The organism is Nostoc sp., assembly GCF_036917355.1.
Taxonomy (GTDB): Bacteria; Cyanobacteriota; Cyanobacteriia; order Cyanobacteriales; family Nostocaceae; genus Nostoc.
Window position 1 is genome coordinate 143,153 of record NZ_JBALDP010000062.1, and the last position, 24,407, is coordinate 167,559.

At 40.4% G+C, this 24,407-nt stretch carries 14 protein-coding genes; 3 read left to right on the forward strand and 11 right to left on the reverse strand.

The window, feature by feature from the left end:
- The 5 genes from V7K53_RS19030 to V7K53_RS19050 all read right to left on the reverse strand — a co-directional run bounded on the left by V7K53_RS19030 (position 1) and on the right by V7K53_RS19050 (position 13,610).
- Positions 1–1,185: an acyl-CoA dehydrogenase family protein gene (locus V7K53_RS19030; protein ID WP_335199025.1), complete on the reverse strand. Its 1,185-nt coding sequence runs from the start codon at positions 1,183–1,185 to the stop codon at positions 1–3.
- A 40-nt stretch (positions 1,186–1,225) separates the two neighbouring features.
- On the reverse strand, positions 1,226–1,474 hold the full coding sequence (locus tag V7K53_RS19035) for an acyl carrier protein (RefSeq protein ID WP_335199026.1): 249 nt from the start codon (positions 1,472–1,474) through the stop codon (positions 1,226–1,228).
- 19 nt (positions 1,475–1,493) lie between these two features.
- The gene (locus V7K53_RS19040) at positions 1,494–2,348 is read right to left on the reverse strand and encodes a 3-hydroxyacyl-CoA dehydrogenase family protein (RefSeq protein WP_335199027.1); all 855 of its coding nucleotides are present in this window, start codon (positions 2,346–2,348) and stop codon (positions 1,494–1,496) included.
- A gap of 64 nt (positions 2,349–2,412) precedes the next feature.
- Complete coding sequence (locus V7K53_RS19045; protein ID WP_335199028.1) at positions 2,413–8,304, reverse strand: SDR family oxidoreductase; 5,892 nt, start codon at positions 8,302–8,304, stop codon at positions 2,413–2,415.
- Between the two features lie 2 nt (positions 8,305–8,306).
- Positions 8,307–13,610, reverse strand: coding sequence for an amino acid adenylation domain-containing protein (locus tag V7K53_RS19050; protein ID WP_335199029.1), 5,304 nt, complete (start codon positions 13,608–13,610; stop codon positions 8,307–8,309).
- Between the two features lie 618 nt (positions 13,611–14,228).
- Between V7K53_RS19050 and V7K53_RS19055 the strand changes: the two genes are divergently transcribed.
- From V7K53_RS19055 to V7K53_RS19065, 3 genes are read left to right on the forward strand one after another with little or no spacing between them, the layout of a single operon-like run.
- Entirely contained in the window at positions 14,229–17,045 is a 2,817-nt protein-coding gene (locus V7K53_RS19055; protein ID WP_335199030.1) for a TonB-dependent siderophore receptor, read from the forward strand.
- Positions 17,046–17,059: 14 nt separating this feature from the next.
- Complete coding sequence (locus tag V7K53_RS19060) at positions 17,060–18,013, forward strand: iron-siderophore ABC transporter substrate-binding protein (RefSeq protein ID WP_335199031.1); 954 nt, start codon at positions 17,060–17,062, stop codon at positions 18,011–18,013.
- A gap of 5 nt (positions 18,014–18,018) precedes the next feature.
- Positions 18,019–18,396 carry a DUF1636 family protein gene (locus tag V7K53_RS19065; protein WP_335199032.1) on the forward strand — a complete coding sequence of 126 codons (378 nt, stop codon included), beginning with the start codon at positions 18,019–18,021 and terminating at the stop codon, positions 18,394–18,396.
- Between the two features lie 132 nt (positions 18,397–18,528).
- Here the strand turns inward: V7K53_RS19065 and V7K53_RS19070 are convergent, their stop codons facing one another.
- The 6 genes from V7K53_RS19070 to V7K53_RS19095 all read right to left on the reverse strand — a co-directional run bounded on the left by V7K53_RS19070 (position 18,529) and on the right by V7K53_RS19095 (position 24,407).
- Positions 18,529–18,693: a DUF4351 domain-containing protein gene (locus V7K53_RS19070; RefSeq protein WP_335199033.1), complete on the reverse strand. Its 165-nt coding sequence runs from the start codon at positions 18,691–18,693 to the stop codon at positions 18,529–18,531.
- Positions 18,694–18,873: 180 nt separating this feature from the next.
- Positions 18,874–20,685, reverse strand: a complete 1,812-nt coding sequence (locus tag V7K53_RS19075) for an ABC transporter ATP-binding protein (protein ID WP_335199034.1) — start codon at positions 20,683–20,685, stop codon at positions 18,874–18,876.
- 172 nt (positions 20,686–20,857) lie between these two features.
- The gene (locus tag V7K53_RS19080; protein WP_335199166.1) at positions 20,858–21,679 is read right to left on the reverse strand and encodes an ABC transporter ATP-binding protein; all 822 of its coding nucleotides are present in this window, start codon (positions 21,677–21,679) and stop codon (positions 20,858–20,860) included.
- 152 nt (positions 21,680–21,831) lie between these two features.
- Entirely contained in the window at positions 21,832–22,872 is a 1,041-nt protein-coding gene (locus V7K53_RS19085) for a FecCD family ABC transporter permease (RefSeq protein WP_335199035.1), read from the reverse strand.
- Positions 22,869–23,900, reverse strand: a complete 1,032-nt coding sequence (locus tag V7K53_RS19090; protein WP_335199036.1) for a FecCD family ABC transporter permease — start codon at positions 23,898–23,900, stop codon at positions 22,869–22,871. Before V7K53_RS19090 ends, V7K53_RS19085 begins: the two co-directional genes overlap by 4 nt.
- 381 nt (positions 23,901–24,281) lie before the next feature.
- Positions 24,282–24,407 (reverse strand): hypothetical protein, encoded by a 126-nt coding sequence (locus tag V7K53_RS19095; protein ID WP_335199037.1) that lies wholly within the window; start codon positions 24,405–24,407, stop codon positions 24,282–24,284.

Genomic DNA, 24,407 nt, shown 5'->3' on the forward strand with positions numbered 1-24,407 from the left:
TTAAACTCTCTCTACCAATTTATTTTCTAAGTCAGTAGTAACAGTTGCAAAAAGATAATCTTGATAACCTGACTCTGCGATAGTAATTTCTTGAATTTGAGTACTACCTTCAATAATTTCCATAATTTTAGAGTCTCGCAAATACCTTTCAACTGGGTACTCACTACTACAACCATTTCCACCATGAATTTGGACGGCATCATTTGCTATTTTCGTAGCTTCTGTGGATGTAAAATACTTAGCAATGGAAGTCTCCATAATCGAGTTAGGGTCGTTAATGTCTTTGAGATAACCAGCTTGATAACATAACAGTCTTGCTGCTTTTATGTTAGTTATCATCTGAGTAATCTTTTGGCGGATTAATTGATGTTCTTTCAAATAAATGCCAAACTGTTTTCGCTCATTTGTGTACTTAATACAAGCTTCTAAACAAGCTTGAGCAATACCTACACAACCCCAAGCCACACTATATCTACCATAATCAAGTGCAGTAGCAGCAATATAGGAAAATCCAAAACCCAGTTTACCTACTAAATTTTCTTCAGGAATTTGACAATTATTAAACTGCAATTCTGCTGACATTGAAGCCCTAACACCTAGAATTCCAGACATTGGTTTGACTGACAGTCCAGGACTATTTTTTTCAACTAAAAAAGCAGTAGGTTTACCTTCACATTTAGTAAAGACCAAAAATACATCTGCTATTTGTCCATAGGTAATCCATTTTTTTTGCCCATTTAAGATATAAAGATTACCAGCAATTGTTGCTGTTGTTTCTACACTTTTAGCATCGCTACCTACATTCGGTTCACTTAACGCAAAAGCAGCAATAGTTTCACCAGATGCAAGTTTAGGAAGCCAATACTGTTTTTGAAATTTATTACCCCATTTACACAAAGCATGAGCAACCATGTTGTGAACTGTCAACAAACTCCTAATAGAAGAACATCCCCGTCCAATTTCCTCGTTGAGAATGCCATAGGTAATCATGTCCATTCCTTGACCGCCATATTCTTGGGGTAATATAGCACCGAGAAAACCACGTTGAGCTATTTTATTAATTAGTTCTGGCGGGGTAAATTCTTTCCTATCCCATTCGCCAGCATCAGGGCATATATCCTGATTAACAAAAGCTTTAAATTCAGCTTTAGCGTTTTTTTGTTGAGTAGATAGTTCCAGCTTCATAATACCATTTATGCCATATAAAATGGCAATTTATATTTTATTACTGCGCGAAAATAGCAGTTTTCCGTTCAATTAAATTGGCAAGAGAGTTGATTGTACGGAAATTTTCAAATTCCAAGTCTTCATTCTCAATGGCAATCTGAAACTCTTGCTCTACAAATAAAACCAGTTGCATAGCAAACATAGAATTTACAAAACCTAGAGCAAAAATATCTTCATCTGGTTGTAAATTATGATTGCCAAAAAATTTTGAAAGAAAAGTTTTGATTTTAGTTTGAATTTCGTTCATTAGTCTCGATATTTCCTATTTATTGATATACGTAAAATCCTTTACCACTTTTTCTACCATGCAACCCTGCATCTACCATTTTTTTGAGTAAAGTGCATGGTCTATATTTGCTATCGTTAAAGTTTTCGTACAAGACTTCGATAGAAAATAAAATTGTGTCTAACCCAATTAAATCTGCTGTTTCTAAAGGCCCCATTTTGTGACCGAAACAGCCTTTAAAGATTTTGTCTACATCTTCTGCTGTAGCAACTTGGTCTTGCAATAGAAAAACAGCTTCGTTAATAGTTAACATCAACACGCGGTTGGAAACAAAACCTGGTGAATCATTGACAATGATGCATTCTTTACCCATCTGAGTCAGCATTTGTTTTGCCGTCTCAATTGTTGTTTCAGAGGTGTGATATCCACGAATCATCTCCACCATTGGCTTCATTGGTACGGGATTCATAAAGTGGATACCAACAACTTTATCTGCACGCTTGGTGGTTGAAGCTATGCGGGTAATGGGAATTGCTGATGTGTTAGCTGCGAATATGCAATCTGCTGGACAGATAGAATCTATTAGAGGATAGACCTCTCTTTTAATATCCCATTTTTCGGTAACATTTTCTATGACAAAATCTGCATTTTCTAAATTTTTATAGTTTGTCGAAAACTCTATTTTACTGAGGATACTATCTGGAGTTTCTGTGTTGTCACTTTTTTTGAAAAAACCCTGAAAGCGGATATTATTTCTGATTTCGTGTTTAGCTTTATCCAGGATATTTTCAGAAATATCTACAAGAACTACTTTATGACCTGTTTGAGCGAGGTTTTGTGCAACCCCTATTCCCATCACCCCTGCACCAACAATACCTACTTTTTGAATGTTCATAATTAATCCTGGAAGCGAATATTTTTCCTGGTTTTCAGTTAAGCTTTTCCAAATTTAAATTAGCTTAAACTTCAGATAGTCTTTCTAATTCCTCTATGAGAGTTTCTTCAATAACTACAGCCAATTCAAATACGGAGGGTGCCTCAAAGAGGTAACGAACAGATAGTTCTATCTGAAAATCTTTACGAAGCTGAGAAATCAGTACAGTTCCTGTTAGGGAATCTCCCCCTAAAGCAAAGTAGTTATCATGAATACCTACCTGATCGATACCCAGTAACTCTTGAAAAATATCGGACAGCTTGCGCTCTACATCATTACTAGGAGCAACATAGGCATTCTTTAAATTCGGTCTCGAATGACGATAAGATACATTGACTTTTTGAGAATCTGCTTTTTCTTGTAAAGATTTAGGCTTACCCCATTTTTCAATGGTAGTTTGTAGAGTAGCAGGGGAAACCAATATCTGATTGAATTTACTCCAGAATAAAATTCGTTCAAAGGCATTGACACCTTCTTGCGGTGTAAGACCTAATTCACCCCAATTTTCCGCCAAAGTTCGTCTTAATTGCCCTTCTTGTCCAACTTTCCAGAAACCCCAGTTAGCACTGACCCAAGGTATAGGATTTGTCTGATTATGCTCATGAACAAAAGCATCAACGAAGAAATTTGCTGCTGAGTAAGCAACAGTTCCTATTCCTCCAAAAACTGACGATAAGGAAGACATCAATAAACAAAAATCAAGCTCTCTATCCTGTAAAACATTTTCCAATACTAAGAGTCCATGTACTTTGGGCTGAAAGTACTGTTTGCACGTAGTTTGACATATATCTTCCAGAATAAGAGATGAACTTCCTGAAGAGATAGTGGCAGCATGGATCACGCCATTGAGTTGTCCAAATTTCTCTTCTGCTTGAGCTATCGCTTCTTGCATTTGTTGCTGATTAGCTACGTCAGCATTGACTACCAAAACTTCAGCACCCAGTTCTTCAAGTTCTTGCACTTTCCTAATCTGGCGGCTGACGCTATCGGTGTCATCGTGAGTAGTTAGCCACTTTTCCCAGTTGTCTCTAGCAGGAAAAGCTGAATATTTTGTTAGGAGTAGTTTAGCTCGTACAGTTTTCGCCAAATGTTCTGCCAGTACAAGACCAATACCTCCAAGTCCACCTGTAATCAGATAGACCCCTCCTTCCTTTAACCGTGATTTCCCTTCTTTTGCTTCTCCTAATCTAGCTGGCTCAAATGTTTGCACCCAACGGTGAAGACCACGGTAGGCAATAATCACGTCAGAAGTAGGAGTAGTGAGTTCTGTTAACAGTTGGTCTGTGAGTTTTTCCTCTTGTCTACTTCCCTCCGAAGGAATAATAAGATCAATGCTACGACAGCGAATGTTTGGGTATTCTTGCGGAATGACTTTAACAGGTCCAAGCACAGTCGCCTTCTCCGAGCAAAGAATTTCTTCTCCAGTCACTGACTGCATACTGTTGGAAACGACTGTGATTTGAAACTTATTAGTCAAATCCTGTTTTCCAAGTGCTTGAGTTATAAACAGCAAACTATACAATCCCAAATTTTGGGTTTCGTCAAATCCTTCAAGTCTTGATTCATGGTGAGCGAAAGGTGTAACACCCCATAAATGAACAATCGTCTCTGGTATAAAGTCTTGGGTGCGAAGCTCTTTGATCAGGGCATTGTAGTCATCCTGTTGTCGAGGGTTAATCGTGTACATGTGTTGACAAAGCCCCTCTGTAGGAGATTCGCTCTCACTACCAAATTGCTCCCCAACTTTTACAGTAATCACATTTTGACCTTCTAGTTCAAGTCGCTTCACAAGTTGAGTACCTAAGCCGCACTCATCAACAAATACTAACCAGTACCCCGGCTGACTTACCTGGACTCTTGATTTAAAAGGCTGCGGCAGTACTGAGCGTTTCCAGGAGGGAATATAAAACCAGTCGGCAATGTCCGGCTTTTTATGTGACAAGACTTGAGGCATCTTGTCAATATCTTTTTGATCGACTAAAGCAGCTGTAAATGCTGCTGGTGCTGATAATGCTGCTGACGAAGAAGCCTGAGCAACAAAGATATGTTCTCCAAAGGCTTTAAATTCAGACAAAGCCGCCACCTCAACAAAACCATAGGAGTTTAGTGCTTCCTGCCACTGTTCCTTTGATAAAAATGGATTACCCATGTTGCGGCTGCCTTTTTCATCTTCTATGGGATTCATGAGCAGACCGTCAATCATGTCAAACTCTCGTCTGGGTTGAGTGATCTCCCAGAGCAGTAAGAAACCTCCTGGAGCTAATAAAGAGTGAACATACTGAAGAGTTTCTTTGATGTTGCGGATTGTGTGCAATACATTGACAGCTACTACTACGTCAAAACTGTGGCTATTGTACCCCTGCTTTTGTGGCGATCGCTCGATGTCTAGTAAGCCATATTCGACAAAAGGATACGCACTAAACTTATTTTTGGCTTCTTTGACAAAAAAACCGCCCACATCGGTAAAAGTATAGTTTGTTTGCTGGGATGACAACACAGGCAGTAATTCCGCCGTGGCAATCCCAGTTCCACCGCCAATTTCTAAAATTCTGAGGTTTACGTCTGCGGGTAAAGTGATTGCCAGCTTTTCCACCATTGCCCGCATAATACCTCTGAAGTAAACCTCAGAGGGCAAGTTTTGTCGAGAAATTTCTCCTTGTTGGACTAATGTAGCAACATGCAACTCCAATGGTTCTTTTTGACCAGTCAGCACGGCTACCAAATTTTCACCAAAGAGCTGGATCAGGTTTATATTTTGAGGTGTATTTGCCCATCTGACTCTGACTTCTTCTAGAAGAGTGGCGATCTGGTCTGTTGACGATGGTAAAAAGTTTGTAAATAGGCCCTCCTCTTGCTGTAACTGACCTTCCTCTACCAGTATTTCCAGCCACCGACACAACAATTCACGGTATTTAGGAATAATGGAACATTGCTCAAATAATTCCTCAATAGAATACTTTTTGACTGAATCGCTAAATGCACCTATATGTTTGAGAGCAAGGCTCATGTAAGCAGTACATAAACGATCTAACCATTGTTCGTTGGCTCGATAAGTTTGGTCGTCAAATTCTAAGCTACCTTGAATCGCTTGCATCTGAGCAACTTCTACCAGAGATTTCCAAAGCTCTGATACTGTTGGTCTTGGATGGAACTGTCTGGGTGAGGGTGATGGTTTTTGTGGTTCAATCCAGTAACGTTGGCGCTCAAAGGGATAAGTTGGCAAGGGAAGGCGATGACGGCGCTCGTTGGTATAAAAGCCCGACCAATCAATCTGGACTCCTGAGAGCCACAACTGACCTAATGTCTTAAGCAAGAAAGCCAAATCTGACTGTCGCTCGTAGGAATGCCGGAGCGAGGGTAGTACAACTTGATCTGTAGAGGAGGTGTTATCCAAACACTGTAAAGCTAAACTGCTCAGTGTCTGTCCCGATCCCACCTCTAACAGAATCGGATTTTGTTTTTTCCACAATTGTTGAACTCCATCTGCAAAACGCACGGTTTGGCATAGATGCTTTGTCCAGTATGTGGGATCTATAGCTTCGGCTGCTGTAATCCAAGTTCCTGTGACATTAGATAGATAGGGAATTTTGGGTGACTGGAGGCTGATCGTTTTTACCAAGTCGGTGAATGGTTGTGCGATCGCATCCATCATTTTTGAATGAAAGGCATGGGAAGTTTGCAAACGCCGACAGGCTAATCCCTTTTCAGTCAACTTGCTTTCTAATTCATTCACAGCGTCTATGGTTCCAGCAATCACGCACTGTTGCGAACCGTTGATTGCTGACAAAGAAAGATTCTCACTCAACAGAGGATGCACCTGTTCTTCCGAAAGGGGAACAGCCAACATTGCGCCACTTGGTAATTCCTGAATCATTTGCGCTCTTTTAGCAACAAGAGTCAGAGCGTCTTCAATAGACAACACTTCTGCTAGCGTAGCCGCGACATATTCACCAATGCTATAGCCAATCATTCCCGTAGGACGAATTCCCCATTCCATCCACAACTGAGCCAAGGCGTACTCGATGACAAAAACAGCTGGCTGAGTGAGATAAGTTTCATTGAGTTTTTGAGTGGCTACATCTGCTTGTTCCGTCCCACGACCTAACATTTTTCGCAAATCTAGCCCAGCAGCAAGAGTGTTTTGTTTTTGCTGGCTGTCATTCTCACTGTTTCTACTGGGATACAGGACATCTCGCAAATCTTGACCAAGAAGCGGTTTGAGAAATTCACAACAGTAGTCAATTTGTTGCCGGAATGTCGGTTCAACTTGGTAAAGTTCAAGAGCCATGTTGACATATTGAGTACCAAGCCCTGGAAACATGAAGGCTAGAGGACGTTCTTCAGTTTCTTGAACACTGGCAAGTAAGCGTTTTGGATCTTCAAGTGCTGCGATCGCATCTTGAGTATCTTGACAAACAACTGTCTGCCGATGCTCAAAAACTTGTCGTCCACACTGCAATGTGTAAGCAACATCTGCAAGGTTTAAATCAGGATGCTGTTTTAAGTAATCTATCAGATTGACAGTAGCACTTTTTAATGCTGAGTCTGTTTTGGCTGAAAGTACTAATAACTGCCAGGGACGAGAAGGGCTAGATTCTGGAAGCGTCGGGGCTTCTTCCAAAATTACGTGAGCATTAGTCCCGCCTATACCTAAAGAACTCACACCAGCCCGGCGAGGAGTATGAGTAGTTTTCCATTCTCTCAGCTTGGTGTTGACGTAAAAAGGACTGTTGGCAAAATCAATCTCAGGATTGGGTTCTTCAAAGTTTAAGCTAGGGGGTATTTGCTGATGTTTGAGAGCCAAAGTTGCCTTAATTAAGCTTGTAACCCCTGCGGCTGCATCTAAATGACCAATATTTGTTTTAACTGAACCGATCGCACAGAAGCCCTTTTTATCGGTACTTTCACGAAAAACGTTTGTTAAAGCAGATATTTCAATGGGATCGCCTAAGACTGTTCCCGAACCGTGAGTTTCTATATAGCTAATGGTTTCAGGTTCCACCCCAGCTAAAGCCAGTGCTTCTGCGACTACATCTGCTTGTCCGTTCACGCTGGGGGCTGTATAACCAACTTTACCAGAACCATCGTTATTGATAGCGCTACCTTTAATGACAGCATAGATACGATCGCCATCAGCGATCGCGTCAGCTAATCGCTTTAAAACCACTACTCCAGCACCATTACCAATAATCGTTCCTTTTGCTTTGGCATCAAAGGCGCGACAGTGACCGTCAGGTGATAAAATTCCCCCTTCTTGATGCAAATACCCTGCTTTTTGAGGAATGCGAATCGATACTCCACCAGCTAAAGCCATATCGCATTGATAATTCAATAAGCTTTGACAAGCTAAAGAAGTTGCAACTAAGGAAGTAGAACAAGCTGTTTGTACTGTCAGACTTGGGCCAGTGAGATTTAATTTATAGGAAACGCGAGTAGCAAGGAAATCTTTATCGTTACCGATCATTTTTTGGAAGGTGTTCACTGCCCCAATTTGGTCGCGGTTTAAATTAAATGATTGATAATTATTTAAACTAGCACCAGCATAAACACCAATTCTACTTTCAGAGCGTTGGGAATCATAACCAGCATTTTCTAATGCTTCCCATGCACATTCTAAAAACAACCGATGCTGCGGATCTGTAATTTCCGCCTCTTTCGGATTAAAGCCAAAGAATGAGGCATCAAATAAATCTATATTTTCTAAGATAGCGCCAACTTTTAAATAATTAGGATCGTTGAGGAGTTCCGGTGAAACTCCAGAGTTAATTAATTCTTCATCTGTAAAGGCAGAAATTGACTCAACTCCATCACATAAATTCTGCCAAAAGCTGGAAACATTTTTTACACCAGGAAAGCGCCCAGCCATGCCAATAACAGCAATACCTTCTAAAAGATGAGAATTTGTAGCATTATTCATAATTAATTCTTTTTACCTTGTTTGCTCAATAATTGCTTTTGGCGGTTGATAGCCTCAATTTGCTTTTGAGCGCGATCGCGTGTTCCTGTAAAAGAAAGCTCTTGCTCTTGACTTAAATATTGCGCCAGTGAGTAAATAGTTGGATTCTGAAACATGGTGACAACTGATATGTCTCGCTGCAAAATTGAACGCAGTTTATGATTAAGCTGAATCATCAGTAGTGAATGCCCACCAAGATCAAAGAAATTATCATGAATACCCACTTTATCTAAGTGCAGTACGTCTTGCCAAAGTTTTGCTATCTGCTGTTCCGTTTTCGACTGAGGCACTTCATAGGTAGTCGTTAATGTTGGACGCAAGCTTTCTGGTACAGGTAAAGCACGACGGTCTATTTTTCCGTTAGGCAAAAGAGGTAAGGTGTCTAGGAAGATAAAAACACCGGGAATCATATATTCAGGTAACAGTTCTTTGAGATAGCTTCGCAGTTCATTAATTGTGGGTGTTTGGTCTGCTAAAAGAACAATATAAGCCACCAATTGTTGAATACGTGGTTTATCTTCTCGCGCCAGAACTACAATTTCTCGCACTGCTGGATGTTTGAGCAATGCATTCTCAATTTCACCTAACTCAATCCGAAATCCTCTAATCTTAACCTGATGATCAATGCGCCCCAAATACTCTAAATTTCCATCTGGTAAATAACAAGCTAAATCTCCAGTTTTATATAGCCGTGATTCGAGTTTATCATTGAGCGGGTTAGATATAAACCGTTTCTTTGTTAACTCTGGTTGGTTTAAATAGCCTCTAGCTAAACCAGCACCACCAATATAAATTTCTCCTGGGACACCAATTGGTACTGGTTGCAACTTCGTATCAAGCAGATAAATTTGTGTATTGGCAATGGGACGACCAATAGTTACGCTACTATCTCTATTTATTTGAGTAAATGTGGAGTAGGTTGTATCTTCAGAGGGGCCGTAAAGATTGAAAATTTTCTGAATATGATGATTTTGATAAATCTGTTGCACAAGTTGATTTTGCAGTGGTTCACCAGCAAGATTAACTGTCCTGACTGAAGGCGGTAAACCATCTACTTGCAGCAATTCTGCAATGATGCTTGGAACTGTATTAACTAAGCTTATCTCCGCAACCAATGAGGGTAAGTGCAAAGCATTCTCTACGAGAATCACTCTACCACCCCAACTGAGGGGAACAAACAATTCAAATACTGACAAATCAAAGCAAATAGAGGTTGATGCTAAAACTCCAGCAAGATCATCATCCGTAAAAACCTCTCTTGACCATGTTAATAAAGCAACACAACTTTGGTGTTCTATAGCAACACCTTTTGGTACACCTGTAGAACCAGAAGTATAGATGACATAAGCTAGGTCATTGGATTTTACTTCAGTAAACAGATTTTCTATCTTCTGTTGGCTAAGTAATTGTGAATCTCTATCGATACAGACAAGATGCACATTCGATTTAGCAAACAGTTCAACTAGATGGCTTTGAGTTAACAGTACCTTGGACTGACTATCTTCTACCATGAAAGTTAAGCGTTCCTGGGGATAAGCTGGGTCTAGTGGTAGATAAGCCCCGCCTACTTTTAAAATAGCCAACAATGCAATCAGCATTTCTGAACTGCGCTTCATGCATACGCCTACAATTACTTCTGGCTTCACCCCTAATTTCTGTAAGTAATGCCCTAGTTTATTCGCTCGGTTGTTTAACTCCCGGTAGGTTAATTGTTCATTTTCAAAGATGAGAGCGATCGCATCGGGTGTTTTTTCTACCTGTGCCTCAAATAACTCATGGATGCACTTATCTTGCGGATAGTCTGTCTTAGTATCATTCCACTCAACTAATAACTGCTGTACTTCCGATGGCGTTAGTAGTTGCAAATTTGAAATGCGTTGTTGGGTATCGCTAACTACACTTTCTAGCAAAGTCTGGAAGTGTTCCAGCATCCGAGTAACGGTATCTGCATTGAATAAATCCGTGTTGTACTCGCAAGTTGCAACTAACCCTTGCTGGGAATCCTCCATAAACAATGTCAAATCAAACTTAGATGTCCCGTTGTAACCTTCTTCATAAGTAATCGATACATCCGATAGACTTAAATTTGGTTTTGGCATATTCTGGAGAGCGAACATCACCTGAAACAGTGGGTTATAACTCAAGTCTCTATTTGGCTGTAGTTCTTCTACTAACTTCTCAAAAGGTAAGTCTTGATGAATGTATGCTTCTAAAGCTGTTGACTTCACCCGCTCTAACAACTCCTGAAAACTTAGGTCGCCAGATAGGTCTGTACGCAACACCAAAACATTGACAAAAAACCCTATTAATGATTCAACTTCTGCTCTATTGCGATTGGCGATTGGTGAACCTACTACAATATCAGTCTGACCTGTGTAACGATACAGCAAAATTTTGAAGGCTGTAAGCAAGGTCATAAACAGAGTTACTCCCAAATGACGGCTCAAATTCTTTAGCTCTTTTGTCAGAGTTTGAGAAAGAACTAATTTGGCTTGAGCGCCTTTGAAGGTTTGAACTGGCGATCGCGCCCGATCCGTTGGTAAGTTTAATACAGGTAGCTCACCGCTTAATTTTTGTTTCCAGTAGTCAAGTTTTGGTTGAATGCGTTTGGTATCAAGCCATTGTCGTTGCCAATTGACAAAATCTCTATACTGAAGAGGTAGTTCAGGAAGTAATGAGAGTTTGCCTGTAGAAAATGCTTCATATAGTGCAGCTAGTTCTTTAATCAGAATACCGATAGACCAACCATCTGCAATTATATGATGTAATGTTACAAATAATTGATAACTTTTCTCATTTAAAAATAAAATTTTAGCACGCAAAAGCGATTGATAGGATAAGTCAAATGGCTGCTGTACAAATTCCATAGCCAAACGTTGCGCTTCTTGAGTGCATTCGCTTTCTGATAGCGATCGCAAATCTTCAACCGCCAAAGTTAAAGTTACAGCTTGATTTACAAATTGGACAGGTTGTCCATCAACTACTGTAAAGCTTGTGCGTAATACTTCGTGTCGTTGAATAATTTCGTTCAGACTATCTTGTAAGGCTACTAAATTAATGCAACCTTGTAAGCTAATAACTATAGGAATATTATATGTAGAAGTATTAGGATTTAGCTGATTAATAAACCACAATCCCTGCTGGGCAAAAGATAGAGGCTGAATGGATGTAGTTTTTTCTAGTTGGGTAAGGGATATTGATGGTATTGCGGCTGTTGTTATTTGAGCCAGAATCTTGGTGAGGAGCGATCGCGTACTCATCCCTGCAAAGAAGTCTGCTATCGATACCTCTACCTCTAAGTCAACCTCAATCCGGTTTTTCAACTCAAATACTTTTAAAGAATCAAGCCCCAGAGCGCTTAATGGTTCTTCAGGATTGATATCATTGGGTGCGAACGCCAGTACTCTCGCTTCCTGTTCAATCAGATATGTTTCTAAAAGCTGTTGACATTCCTTTGGAGAAAGCGCCAAAAGTTCGGAACGCTGTAATCGAGTTGACTCTCTGAGAATATTGCTAATTTTGAGAATATTACTGACAACTACATTCAGTTGACCATTCTGAAACTGGGTGCGAGTTGCCCGACGTTGAATTTTACCACTGGAAGTTTTGGGAATGCTACCTGGTTTAATCAAAACCACAGCATAAACTTGTACTTCATGTTCTTCAGTCACAGCTTGGCGAATTGCAGATATGACTTCTTCTAAATTTGGCTTGGCGCGAAACTTCAATTCTTGGACAATTACCAGCCGTTCTTCGTTGTCAACTTCGACTGTAAAGGCTGCGCTAGCACCGGAATTTAAAGCTGAATGACTGCGTTCTGCGGTTAATTCTATATCTTGTGGGTAAAGATTTCTACCCCGAATAATAATTAAATCTTTGGCTCTACCTGTAATGAAAAGCTCGTTATTCTGTAAAAAACCTAAATCTCCCGTCCGCAGAAAAGGGCCTACACCCGTATCTGATAGATAAGCACGAAAAGTTTCTGCTGTCTCTTGAAGACGATTCCAATAACCTTGGCCAACACTCGGCCCAGATACCCAAATTTCCCCGATTTCATCAGGTTTACAACTACCGAGGGTTTCGGGATTAGCGATCGCTACTTCCTGTTGTGGTATAACTCGACCACAACTGACGAAACGATAAACATCCTCATCGTTCACAGATGATTCAACTACCCGATTAGATTCTAATGCAGACTTTTGAACTGTCTTGATAATCGGTGAGGTTGCCTTCTGCACGCCAGAAACCATCAGAGTTGTTTCAGCCATCCCATAACAAGGATAGAATGCCTCTTTACGGAAGCCACAATCTGCAAAAGCTGCTGCAAACCGCTCTAAAGTATCATACTGAATCGGTTCCGCGCCGTTAAATGCCACACTCCAACTACTCAAATCAAGAGTCTCTTTTTGTTCAGGAGTAATTTTTTGAGTACATAACTGATATGCAAAATTTGGGCCCCCACTGGTTGTCCCTTTGTAGCGAGATATAGCCTGCAACCAACGATAAGGACGCTGAAGAAAGGAAGTTGGAGGCATAATGATGCAAGGGAAACCTCCATACAAAGGTTGCAATATTCCCCCAATCAGACCCATATCGTGGTACATCGGCAACCATGTCACGAACTTACTTTCTGGAGAATGCTCCATAAATTGGTAAGTTGTGTAAGCATTGTGCAGTAGGTTTCTATGACTAATCATTACACCCTTGGGTGTCCCTGTAGAACCAGAGGTGTATTGCAGAAAAGCTAGGGTATCTCCATCAATAGAGGGTTCTTGCCAAGTATCTTCTATTCCCTCTGCAAGATTATCAGTAGTCAGCCACATTAAAGATTCTAAATCAGTCTTTTGTGACATTAAAGACCGCACAGTAGGCAGGATATCTGTTGTAGTGAGAGCGATCGCTGCTTGTGCATCTATAGAAATAGCTTTTATTCTCGGTGTGTTGCGCTCATTTCTAGGGGGATAGGCAGTTACAGCCACAACTCCCGCATATAAACAACCAAAAAAGGCAACCAAAAAATCTAGTCCGGCGGGATAAAGTAGTAAAGCGCGTTCCCCAGTCAAACCCAATGCTTGTAATTGAGCAGCTATTTGACGCGATCGCCTATCTAATTCTTGATATGTTAGCGTTGTTTGTTCTGTTTCTCCATCTAACAAAAAGGTAAAAGCATCTCTATCTGGCTGTGTAGAGCTTCTTAAGCGCAGTAATTCGACAACTGTAGAAAAGTTGCCCACAACATCAAAGAAGCTATGAGAAAAACTATTCATTTTTATTTTCAACCCAGCACGATGTGCAACTTACTTTGTTACAAGAGCATCAATCAAACATTCTCTTAAAGAATTCATCCAATTTTCTTGGATAAATATTTCTACTATTGCAAGTAATTTTTATTTATCCTTGATTAGATTAACGAGAATTACTTGCTTTAGCAATAGAGCTTTTATAGATAGTCTTTATCAAAAAGAAATAAGTTATTAGCTTTACTTATGTAATTTCCTTTATATTTTATGATGAACAATATATTTTTTAAATCTCATCTCAAAATAAATTTCTAAGTTCTGGATATGGTTACATCACCTACAACTTCGCCATATTTAGGGTTAACTCCGTAATTAACAAGGCTATTTTGGCTTTGGCGAATACTCAAAGATTAAGTATTTTTAGCCACTAGTACAACCGATGATATTGTGTCAAGCAAACACATGGCTATAATAACAATTGCTGTTTGGTATCTAGATTAAATAAAAAAGATTATTAATTATCTTGTGTCTTGCATCACTTCATAATATGATTCAACTAGCTTAAACCTAAATGACAATTCTTTTCAAAGATTGTCATTGTGTCTTCGGTACGACCAAGTAGTGTGATTGAGTGTAAGCGGATCAATGAAGTTAGATAAATTTTTTCAAAGCCTGCTGCTAACAGGTGCGGTTGTTGTTGCGATCAACACTCCTGCTAAAGGTGAGGAAGTACGAGAGGATATTCAAAGCAAATCTTCTACCCAGAGGGTAGGAAAATCTGCATTAGATCAGAAGCTTGCAGTTATAGACAAAGAAATTGCGAGCCGCAAATCTTCGGTATTAGCTCCCAGCACCAGGAAATCCCGACTCTTTAAGTCTCAAATTGCCAGTTCACTGCAAAGAGCAAAGTCGGATAAAACAAGTAAAAATATTCGTCAACTCAACGAAATCGAACTTCCCGCGACTAGCGCTCAAATGCTGGTACAGTCACCAACACCAACCAATTCCCCTAACCCAGAACCAAGAAGTGGGGATCGACAAGTCATACCAATCACGGGAGTCAAGGCAAATCCCACAGACAAAGGTATAGAGGTAATTTTAGAGACATCTCTTGGGGAACAACTGCAAATTACCAATCGCAGTCAGGATAATAACTTTATTGCTGATATTCCCAACGCCCAACTGCGTTTACCCAGTGGAGAGGCTTTCACATTTCGTTCCGAAAAACCGCTTACGGGAATTACTGAGATAACAGTTACAAATATTGATGCGAATACTGTTCGAGTGACGATAGTAGGCGATGCAAAGTCCCCGACAGTTGAGTTATTTGATGATAATGTCGGGCTGGTTTTTGGGATCAATTCTGCGACAACAGCAACGCAGCCATCACAGCAGCCCCAAACACCACAAGCACAACAACCAGCAAGTGAGACACCCCAAGAAGAACCAGCAGCAGCGCAGCCGGATGAGCCAATTGAGTTAGTGGTGACAGGGGAGCAAGATGGGTATCGCGCAACAGATACTACGACTGGCACAAAAACCGATACACCTTTGCGTGACATTCCTCAATCAATTGAAGTAATACCACAAGAAGTATTACGCGACCAACAGGTAACTCGCTTAGACGATGCACTCAGAAACGTTGCTGGTGTGAATCAGAGTTTTAACTTTGGGCCATTTACTTTCTATAACATTCGCGGATTTGATGTGACAGAGACGAATCTTCTAAGAGATGGACTCATTGACACATTGGCTGGACAAGTGAGTGAACTTTCTAGTGTTGAGCGAGTCGAAGTTCTCAAAGGTCCTGCATCAGTTCTATTTGGTTTGGGTAATCCCGGAGGAAGCATCAACCTCGTATCTAAACGTCCTTTACCCGACCCTTTTTATGCTGTTGAGGCAACTATTGGCAGCTATAGTTATTATCGAAGTGCAATTGATTTTTCGGGGCCGCTAAATGACTCGAAGACAGCTTTATATCGTCTCAATTTAGCCTACAGAAATTCAGGTAGTTCTGTTGATTTTTTTGATGGTGAGAGCTTAAATATATCGCCTGCGATCAGTGTGGCGATTGGCGAGAGAACAAATCTGACCTTGGAAGCAGAATATATCAGGACAAGAGATAGATACGCATCTGGCGTACCTGTAATTGGTAGTTTGTTACCTAACCCAAACGGGAAAGTTTCCCGTAATCTCAACCTTTTTGAACCTTCTGATAGTAATGAACAGACAATTATCAGGCTGGGATACCGACTAGAACATAAGTTTGACGCAAACTGGTCGTTAAACAATGCGTTTAGATTTGTATTTCGCGATCTCGATCAACGACGCACGGATTCTAGAGGTTTAGACGAAGATAATCGCACTTGGCTGCGATCGGCTTCAGAAAGCTCTTCCGAAAATAGCAATTATGCGATGTCAACAAATCTGATTGGGAAGTTTGCTACAGGTTCAATTCAGCATCAGCTATTATTTGGATTTGATTTAAATCGTTTTGACAACTACTACCCAGTCACTCCTACTTTCGAGGCGGCATCAATTAATATCTTTAATCCTGTATATCGTCAACCGCGAGGATCGAATATTATTTTTTCTGAGGGTTTTCGACAGCAGACAAACTCATTAGGAATTTACCTACAAGACCAAGTTGCACTGATGAATAACTTGAAGATTTTGTTGGGTGGGCGGTTTGACGCGATCGATCGAAAATATGAAGATTTATTCAATAATACAGAAAGCAGTGGGACAGATAGTGCATTCAGTCCTCGCTTTGGCATTGTCTATCAACCCATCCCTGCGATCTCTCTCTATACCAGTTACACAAGTTCATTTACTCCACCAGGCGGATCATACTTTTTTGGCGTTGACTCTTCCTTCGAGCCAGAACGCGGTAATCAGTATGAGATTGGGGTAAAAGCAGATTTGAATGATCGACTTTCAGCAACCCTGGCATTGTTTGATTTGACTCGTACTAATGTCACGATAGAAGATCCCAACAGACAAGGCTTTTCTATCCAAGTAGGTGAGCAGAATAGCCAGGGGGTTGAACTGAGTCTGGCGGGCGAAATTTTACCAGGATGGAATATTTTTGCAGGCTATGCTTATATCGATGCCCGCATTACTAAAGATAATGATTTGATAGTTGGAAACCGATTGGCAAATAGCGCCAATCACTCTTTCAACTTATGGACAAGCTATGAAATTCAAAAAGGTAATTTACAAGGTTTAGGGGCAGGAATAGGCTTGTTTTTTGTAGGCGATCGCGCTAATTTTGACAACACTTATACTGTGCCTAGCTATCTTCGAACTGATGCCTCTATTTTCTATAAACGAGATCGATTCAGAGCCGCACTCAACTTCAAAAATCTATTTGACATAGACTATTTTGAAAGTTCGCTAGGTAATCGTGTTTATTATGGACAACCTTTTACAGTTCAAGGAACAGTTTCTTTCCAGTTTTAATAATTGAGATAATCATGCGACATTTTTTCTCTTGGCTAATATTGGGCATCTTAGGATTTACTCTAGTAACAGCTTGCAATCATGACGCATCCCAAAATATATCCTCTTTACCTAAACAACCAACCGCAGAATGTCGCATGGTTAAACACACAATGGGGGAAACCTGTGTTCCCATTCACCCCCAGCGTGTTGTCACCTTATCTTCATGTACTTTGGGCAATGTGCTTGCACTTGGTGTTAAACCCGTTGGAACTACCAACGAAGTTTACTATGACGAAAATTCTCTGACATCTGTTAAAGGTGCAACAAAGGGAATAAAACTAGTCGGAATTTCTCAACCAAATTTAGAAGCAATATTACAACTTAAACCAGATTTGATTGTAGGTGTAGATTGGTACAAGCCCATTTATCCTCTGCTATCTAAAATTGCCCCTACCGTATTGGGTAAAATCGATTTTCCTAATTGGGAAGATCATTTTAGTTTTGTGGCTGAGGCTTTAGGAAAGCAAGAGGCTGAAAAAGCACTTGTGGATCGCTACTATCAGCGAATTGAACAGTTAAAGTTAGCATTAGGAACTCGCTATCAAGACAAAAAAATATCATTCATATATATTGGGAGTGGTCGAATCTCAATTGACGCAAAAAACTCATTTGCTGGCTCAATTCTTAACGATGCTCTTTTGCCGCGTCCAGCTTCACAAAACATCGATTCACCCTATGGAGCAATAGATGTTTCCCTAGAAGAATTAGAAAAAGCAGATGGCGATATTTTATTTGTAACGACTTATTCAAGTGGTGGCAAAGAATTTCTTGCAGAGAAGCGACAAGAGCCACTTTGGAAAAGCCTGAAAGCTGTTCGAGAAAATCATGTTTATTATGTTGATTTCATGTCATGGGCTGCTACAAATATGCTTGGAACTGATGTAGTAATTGATGATCTCTTTAAATACCTTGTCAACACTCCTTAATCCAAATGACCAAATACACAATATTTGTCTGCAAATCCTGCCACCGCTCATCTGAAGAAGAGCTAGAAACTTCGCTTTCCGATGGCACTATTTTACTTAACCAACTAAATACTTTATGCGTTCAACAATTTCATCCTGATGAACTTGAAATACAGCCCGTTGGATGCCTTTGGGCTTGCAGGCACGCCTGCGTTGTATCTGTATCAAGCCAGGACAAACCCAGCTATCTTTTCGTTAATCTTCCCCCAGAAGAAAGCCCAACTGCGTTACTAGAATTTATGCAACTGTATATTAAGAGCCGTAAAGGGGTTTTAGTTTGGGAACAGCTTCCCGAACTTTTACAGCCTGCGATTTTCGCGCAAATTCCGCCTGTAAAATCGTAGTTTTGGTAAAATATGTTTAATTTGACTCCAAATTATCGGAGCATCAGGTATAGGGTTACTATGGAATGCTGTGCGATCGCTAACGCACTTACTATACAATTTCCAGAAGATAGCGATCGCTATTTATCTAATTTATCTCGCTACCAACCAAGATTGTAAATCAGCCAAGCTGTTAAAATCTAACAGTGCTTCGCTCAAATCTTCCAACATAGACAAAGGTAAACCAGAAATTAAAGAGTGGATTTCCTCAGAAAGTTCTCCAAAGCGCTTAGTCAACTGTCGAATCACAAGATTCACAGTTCCTTATTCTCGTCTTTCTTCCTTGATTTCTCAGTAAACTCTCGTTTCCTTGAGTGTTATTCCTAGCATAGACTCTACCTACCTTCTGCTTAACTGTTCAAACCTGCACACCATAATTGTTGTTATCATTATTTATTAAATGATGATTTATACTCCAATTTAGGAACACCCTATTTTTTATTTCATCCCTGATTGCACATTCCATAAAGCAGCATAAATTCCACTTTTCTCCAACAATTGTTCATGTGTTCCCGACTCAACTAATTCTCCATATTCCATGACATAAATACAATCAGCATTCCGGATAGTGGAAAGACGATGAGCTATGGCTATGGTCGTTCGATTAACAGTAATCCGTTCTAAAGAACGCTGAATAGCAGCTTCAGTTTCATTATCTACTGCTGAGGTGGCTTCATCTAAAATTAAAATGGGCGGATTCTTTAAAACAGCCCTAGCGATCGCAAGTCTTTGGCGTTGTCCACCAGATAACTTTTGACCCCGTTCTCCAACGATTGTCTCATAAGCTTGGGGTAGGCGCATAATAAAATCATCAGCTTCAGCAATTTTCGCAGCTGCAATGATTTGTTCGTCGGTAGCATTAAAAGTACCGTAGGCGATGTTTTCAGCAATAGTACCATGAAATAAGAAAACATCTTGGCTGACCAAACCAATACTACGACGCAAATCACCTAGATTTAATTTTTGGATATTAATCCCATCAATAGCGATCGCTCCCGAAGAAATATCATACAATCGCAACAATAATTTCACTAAAGTGCTTTTACCAGAACCTGTTGAACCAACAATCGCGATAGTTTTTCCTGCCGGTATATGTAAAGATAGTCTTTTAATTACTGGCTCTCTATCTTGATAAGCAAAAGTAACTTGTTTGAAGTCAATTTCACCACGGACTCTATCAACAGGTAAAAACTTATCTCCCGCAGTAATCTTAATGGGAGTGTCTAGTAAATTCAATACTCGATTTGTAGAAGCCATTGACCTTTGATATTTGTCAAATATTTCTCCTAATGTTACTAATGGCCACAACAATCTCTGTACTAAAACAAGTAAAACACTATAGCTACCAATAGAGATTTGACCATTATATGTTGCTAAACCTCCCCAAAATAATAAGGCTGTGAACCCTACTAAAATTAACATTCTAATTAAAGGATTAAATGCAGCAGAAAGTTTAATTGCTTTACTGTTACTTTTTCTATATGCTTCACTTTCTCCGGCAAATCTAGCGCTTTCATAAGCTTCAGCAGTGAAACTTTTAATTGTAGTAATCCCGCTGAGATTATTCGCCAATCGTGAATTGAGAAAGCCTACCCTTTCCCGGACTTCAGCATAACGCTCTTCCAAACGCTTTTGATAAATAAAGGAACCCCAAAGAATAAATGGCATTGGCAACAATGTTGCGAAGGTGATCGATGAAGGTAAAATCCAAAAAGCACCACAAGTTAAAATAATAACTGAAGTGGTTATTTGAAGAATTTCATTAGCTACATAATTCAAGAAATCTTCTAATTGGTTGATATCATCATTCAAAATTGACATCAAACCGCCAGTGCTACTTTCTTCAAAGTAAGCTGAATCTAATTCTTGTACATGATTGTAAGCATCTAAACGTAAATTATGCTGGATATTTTGGGCTAAATTACGCCAAAGAGTACTATATGCGTACTCAGAAGCAGATTCTAATATCCAAATAATGATAGTTATCAATGAAAGCAGTAAAAATTGCCAAAATACATCTTTTACACCTAACCTGGCAAATACAGAATTTTGTCGTTCTACGAGAATATCTACTGCAATACCAATTAACCACGGTGGTGCTAAATCTAAAATCGTATTGATGATAGAAAATAATGTCGCCTGCCAAATTTGTTGACGATATTGGCTGCCATAGTTGAGTAAGCGTTGTAAAGGATGAGCTGAATTTCGCCGATTTTTAGATACTTTAGGGGATTTGGATATGATTGTCACGACTGTTTATTGCTTGTAGTTAAGTAGGTTGGTGCAATTAAAGTCAACTGGCTAAGGCTGTCATTTGTCCTTTGTCATTAGTAGGTATATTTACGTTTCGTAAAATAATTGGATTTTTTTGCATCAACTTAGTTAGATGATTGATAAGAGTGATATTTGAGTGGAAAGAGCATCAGGAATTTAAGGCGACTTGTTTGTTATTTGTTAATTTTCCCTTGCGTCCTATCGGTACACACATCGGTGTCTCCATCACTGGGTCGGAAATAATATGGCACTCCAACCCAAAAACCTCTTGAACCATTTCTTGAGTCATTACTAGCTTTGGTTCTCCAGCAGCAAAAATTCGACCTTCTTTGACTGCAACTAAATAATCAGCATAACGACACGCGTGATTTAAATCATGCAGCACCATTACAATTGTTCGTCCTTGATTTTGGTTCAACTCATACAACAAATCCAAAATCTCTATTTGGTGCGCTAAATCTAAAAAAGTAGTCGGTTCATCTAAAAGCAAAATATCTGTATCTTGCGCTAACGCCATTGCAATCCAAGCTCTTTGTCGTTGTCCACCAGATAAAGTATCTAATGCTCTATCTGCCAATTTCAACAAATCTGTAATTTCTAGTGCCTGTTGGACGATTTTTTCATCTTTTGCAGACCACTGCTGCAACCAGTTTTGATAAGGGTAACGTCCTTGTGCTACTAAATCTTGTACTGTTAATCCTTCTGGTGCTACTGGTCCTTGAGGCAAAATACCTAATTGCTGTGCTAGTTCTTTACTAGAAAGATTAAAAATAGACGTTCCATCAAGGTAAACTGTACCGCCACGGGGTTTAAGCAATCTTGCCAAACCTCTTAACAACGTCGATTTACCACAACCATTAGCACCAACTAAAACACTAATTTGTCCGGTGGGAATTACCAAATTTAGGTCACGGATAATCAGCGCGCCATCGTAAGCTAAAGACAGACTTTTGGTTGATAGTCCTTTCATAAGTGAAACCATTTTAGATTTGTCATTTGTCACTTGTCACTTGTTTTCATTTGCGTCCCCCATCTCCCCATCTCCCTCATCTCTCGGTTGGTGAGCGTTCGCGTAGCGTCTCGTAGAGAAGTCAAACCACATCTCTTCCAATCCCCAGTCTCTTATTTTTTGCGGTTACGAATTAATAAATAAAGAAAATAAGGAGCGCCAATCGCAGCAGTTACCACCCCACAAGGAAGTTCGATAGGTGCAAAGAGTGTTCTTCCTAGCAAGTCTGCCATCACAACAATTACTCCCCCTAAGAGTGCAGAAGTAGGTATCAAACTTTCATGGGTTGCACCTACCAACTGTCGTCCTAAATGGGGCGCGATTAAACCAATAAAACTAATATTTCCGGCGGTCGCGACTCCTGCACCTGCTAAGGCTACACCCACTAGCACGAGTAAACCACGTTGCCATTCAACTTGACTACCTAAACTTTTGGCGACATCATCTCCTAAATTTAAAGCGTTCAACTGCCTTGCTAGCATCAAAGCCATTGGGACAAAAACAATTAACCAAGGTAATAAGGAAAAGACTTGCTCCCAAGTCCGGCCATAGACGCTCCCAGCTAACCAAACTAAAGCATTGCTAACGTCAGAAATCTGGCCAAAGGTAATCATCAAGCTGGTTATGGCAGTTGCGATCGCAGATAAGCCAATACCCATCAAAATTAATAGAATCGGGGAACTACCGTTATTCCAAGCCAGCGAGTAAATTAAAATCGCCATCAGCAAAGCACCAGCAAAAGCTGATAGAGGCAAAGTATAAACCGATGCTGATGGAAATAGTACAATTACTATAACTGCCGCCAGACTTGCGCCAGCGTTGATGCCGATAATTCCTGGGTCAGCCAATGGATTGCGTGTCAATCCTTGGAAGATAGTGCCAGAAATTGCCAGCGCCATTCCCACCATAAAAGCGACAAGGGTGCGGGGTAAACGCAGATTTTGAATCACAAATTGATGGTCTGGGTTTCCTGTATCTAAACCCAATATAGTTTTCACGATATCTAAAGGCGAGATTGGATATTCACCCCGCCCTACATTCATCACCATTGCCACTGCGATCGCTACTGCCAAACATAACAGTATGACTGGTACACGTCGCTCGATGCGGAAAGATATCGCTTGGGAACGAATGACTAGCCAATCAACCTTCATTTCTTCACCTTTGACTTAGCCAGGTAGACAAAAAAAGGAGCGCCAACTATTGCTGTCATTACACCTACAGGTAACTCCTGTGGTTTGAGCAATATACGGGCGGCAATATCTGCGACCAAGAGTAAAATTGCCCCCAAAATTGCACAATAAGGTAATATCCAACGATAATCGGCTTTAATGTAAAATCTCACTATATGGGGAACTACTAAACCAATGAAGCCGATTGGCCCTGCAAGAGCGACAGAACTTCCTGCCAGTAAAACTACGCTGATAGCAGTAATTATTTTGATCGAAGCTGTCTGTTGACCCAAGCCTCTGGCGACATCTTCACCTAAACTCATAGTAGTAATTTGTCTGCCGAGGGCAAAAGCTACTACTAATCCGATGCCGATGAAAGGCAGTAGTTGTAAGAATAAATTAAAATCCCGACCAGATAATGAACCAGCTAACCAAAATCTGACTTGTTCGAGTGTTTGTTGACTGACAATAAGGATACCGGTGCTGAGGGAAGAAATCAAAGCAGTTAAGGCTGCTCCTGCTACCGTCAAATTTAATGGGGTGGCTCCTCCCCGTCCCAGCGAACCAAGGATGTAAACTAACACCGCTGTTACTCCCGCACCCAGAAATGCTACAAGAGCGTAAACACCTATGGATGAGCTGCCAAAAATAAAAGTTGCGACAACTACAAAGAGCGCGGCTCCCGATTCAATACCCAAAATACCTGGATCTGCTAAGGGGTTTCGCGTCAAACCCTGCATCAATGCTCCTGATACAGCAAGGGCTGAACCTACAAGGATAGCAATTAGCGATCGCGGTAATCTCACAGTCTGAATAACTAAGTGATCGTAGGAACCATCAAAGGCTATAAAAGATGTCAAAATCTTACCTAGAGGTATTTCTGCTCCACCTAGCGTCACACTGAACAGCAAGCAAATTACTAGCATACATAGCCCTAAAACCAGACCAAATAAGGCTGAAATTTGTGGCTTTTTCAATTCTCTAGGTGAGAGTGTAGTTACTTTTATCATTTGATTCTGCCGTCACTGGAAAATACTACGCTCTGCTGATTAGTTGTTTTTTCACTGGGCACTCTCAATATTTAACAGCTTTTTAATTATTAGAGTTGATAATCTTTCTTGATAAATATATAGATTACACGATCGTGTAGCCTTTTCCCCATTTTTTAAACGGAATAAAGCATACCGTTATAGTTTTGATATAGTTTCTCAATAAAGTGGTATTGTTAGATCGACTTAAATCTGCTTTGTCAAAATCACTTGCGTGCCAAGAGGGGGACTGGGAAGCACAGAAAAATAAGCAATGCCCAATGCCCAATACAACTCTTGGAGAGGCTACGCCAACGACTTCTCTACGAGACGCACTCGCGTTCGCGGTAGTTGAATCTCGACTCACTTCGACGCTGCGGTAGTTGAGCGTAGTCGAAACTCAGTGCAAGTCGCTCGATTACCGCGCAGCGATGCACTGAGCTTGTCCTGAGCGTAGCCAAAGGGCGCAGTCGTTGTGTCGAAACTCAT